This is a genomic window from Arhodomonas sp. SL1 (assembly GCF_052060015.1).
Classification (GTDB): Bacteria; Pseudomonadota; Gammaproteobacteria; order Nitrococcales; family Nitrococcaceae; genus Arhodomonas.
Genome location: NZ_JBPODZ010000038.1, coordinates 1 through 2,613, shown reverse-complemented (window position 1 = coordinate 2,613; position 2,613 = coordinate 1). Strand labels below are relative to the sequence as shown.

At 68.3% G+C, this 2,613-nt stretch carries 2 protein-coding genes; both read left to right on the top strand.

Annotated features, from left to right (window positions below; genetic code table 11):
* Positions 1 to 187: 187 nt before the first annotated feature.
* Positions 188 to 1,699 carry an IS21 family transposase gene (gene istA / locus ACQ754_RS16995; protein WP_440998236.1) on the top strand — a complete coding sequence of 504 codons (1,512 nt, stop codon included), beginning with the start codon at positions 188 to 190 and terminating at the stop codon, positions 1,697 to 1,699.
* A 33-nt stretch (positions 1,700 to 1,732) separates the two neighbouring features.
* Positions 1,733 to 2,497, top strand: coding sequence for an IS21-like element helper ATPase IstB (istB, locus tag ACQ754_RS16990; protein WP_440998235.1), 765 nt, complete (start codon positions 1,733 to 1,735; stop codon positions 2,495 to 2,497).
* Positions 2,498 to 2,613 lie beyond the last annotated feature (116 nt).

Below are 2,613 nucleotides of genomic sequence, written 5' to 3'. Positions count from 1 at the left end.
TGTGGAATCCTTGCGATGAGGAACGCAGTTCCACGGGAACAGGAACGCGATTCCAGGCGATGAGGAATGCGGTTCCATGTGATGAGGAACGGTGTTCCACGCAGGGGAACGCGGGTTGGATTTTCGGTGGATACTGCTCTCTCCCCCCACCCAGGAGAGAGCGCCGATGCCAACGAGGAGACCCGCCATGCGCACCATTCGCGAAGTCCTGCGACTGCACCACGAGATGCATCTCACCCTGGCCCAGATTGCACGGAGCTGCCGCATCGGCAAGACCACGGTGTTTCGCTGCCTGCAGCGCGCTGAAGCGGCGGGGGTGGGCTGGCCCTTGCCCGAGGGGCTGGATGACCGGGAGTTGGAGCGCCGGCTCTATCCCACGAGCGGGCAACGCAGCGCCGAGCGGGGCGAGCCGGACTGGGCGGTGGTTGACGCCGAGCTCGGGCGCAAGGGTGTGACGCGGCGCCAGCTCTGGCTCGAGTACCGTGAGGCGCATCCGCAGGGCTTTGACTACTCGTGGTTCTGCCAGCATCTGGCCGCCTACCGGGTGCGGCGCGAGCCGAGCATGCGCCAGCACCATACGCCTGGTGAGGTGCTGTTCGTCGACTATGCCGGTCAGACGGTGGCGATCACCGACCCCGGCGATGGCGGCGTCGACGCGGCGGCGGTGTTCGTGGCCATCCTCGGTGCCTCCCAGGCGATCTACACCGAGCTCACCGCCTCCCAGTCGAGTGCCGACTGGCTGGCCTCCCATCGACGGGCTCTGACCTACTACGGCGGCGTGCCGCGGGTTGTGGTGCCGGACAACCTCAAGGCCGCGGTGACGCGGGCGCAACGCTATGACCCGCAGCTCAACATCGCCTATGCCGATCTCGCCCAGCACTACGGCTTTGCCGTGGTCCCGGCACGGGTGGGCAAGCCGCAGGACAAGGCGCTGGTGGAGAACGCGGTGCTTATCGTCGAGCGCGAGGTGCTCGCGCCGTTGCGCGGGCGCACGTTCTTCTCGCTCGCCGAGGCCAACGCGGCGGTGCGTCAGCGCCTGGAGGCGGTGAACCAGCGTCCCTTCACCCGCCAGCCGGGCAGTCGTGCCGAGCGGCTAGCGGAGCTCGAGCGCCCGGCACTGCGCCCGCTACCCGAGCAGGCCTTCGAGCCCGCCAAGTGGCGCCGGTGCAAGCTTGCCGCCGACTACCATCTCGTGCACGCCGGACATGCCTACAGTCTCCCGCACGGGCTCATTGGCGAGGCCGTGGAGCTGCGCATCACCGCCGCCACCGTGGAGGCTTTCCATCAGGGGCAGCGCATCGCCGCCCATGTGCGCCGTGACGGCCCCGGGCAGACGACGCTGACCGAGCACATGCCCCCGGCGCACCAGGCCTACGCCGCGCTCAACGCCGAGGGGCTGCTGCGGTGGGCGCTGTGCTGCGGGGAGGCAACTACGCGGTTGCTGCGCACCCAGCTCGAGAACCGGCCGCTGCGCGTGGCGCGGCGCTTCGGTGAAGGCCTCCAGCGCCTCGCCCGGGTCTATGGCCCTCAGCGCCTGGAGGCGGCCGCCCAGTACGCCCTGCGCGTCGGTGTTGACAGCTACACCAGCCTCGCCTCGATCCTGCAACGCGGGCTCGACCAGCAGGCACCGCCCAGCCCGGCCAGCGAGACCGCCCCCATCCACCATGCCAACGTCCGCGGTGCGGGCTATTACCACTGAAGCGTCCTCCCCCTCACACGGAGACCTGCAACCATGCTCACCAACCCCACCCTGGAGCGGCTCAGCGCGCTCAAGCTCACCGGCATGCGTGCCGCCCTGGAGGAACAAGCCGCCCGGGCGGACCTCGAGACCATGCCCTTCATCGACCGCCTGGGCCTGCTGCTCGAGCGCGAGCTACTCACCCGTGACAACCGCCAGCTCATCGCCCGGCTGCGCCGTGCCCGGCTGCGTTACCCCGAAGCCTGCCTGGAGGACCTCGACCGCCGCCCCGCACGCCAGCTCCCCCGGGGGCTGCTCGAGAGCCTCGCCTCCAGCCACTGGGTCAGCGAGCACCTCAACGTACTCATCACCGGCCCCACCGGCGTGGGCAAGTCCTACCTCGGCTGTGCACTCGCCCAGAAAGCCTGCCGCGATGGCTACTCCGCGCTCTACACCCGGGTGCCGAAACTCCTTGGCGAGCTGGCACTCGCCCGCACTGACGGCACCTACGCCAAGCGCTTCAACGAGCTCAGCAAACTCCAGCTCCTCGTGCTCGATGACTTCGGGCTGACCGTGCTCAGCGACACCCAGCGCCGGGAACTCCTTGAGGTCATCGAAGACCGCTACCACCGCCGCTCGACCCTGATCACCAGCCAGCTCCCGGTCACCGAGTGGTACCAGGCCATCGGCGATCCCACCCTCGCCGATGCCATCCTCGACCGCGTCGTACACAATGCCTACCGCATCACCCTGCAGGGCGAGTCACTGCGCAAGACCAATGACACCCCGGCTCAACCACCGAAAGGGGAGAGCGCTTAAGCGATCATGCTCACGCCATCCCAACCCGCGTTCCCCTCCGTGGAAGCGTGTTCCCCATCAAATGGACAACTGTTCCCCATCAGACGGAACTGCGTTCCCCTTGACTGGAATACGCA

Bases quoted from the DNA above. Each gene is read 5' to 3' on its own strand.
- istA (WP_440998236.1), top strand. From the start codon at position 188: ATGCGCACCATTCGCGAAGTCCTGCGACTGCACCACGAGATGCATCTC.
- istB (WP_440998235.1), top strand. From the start codon at position 1,733: ATGCTCACCAACCCCACCCTGGAGCGGCTCAGCGCGCTCAAGCTCACC.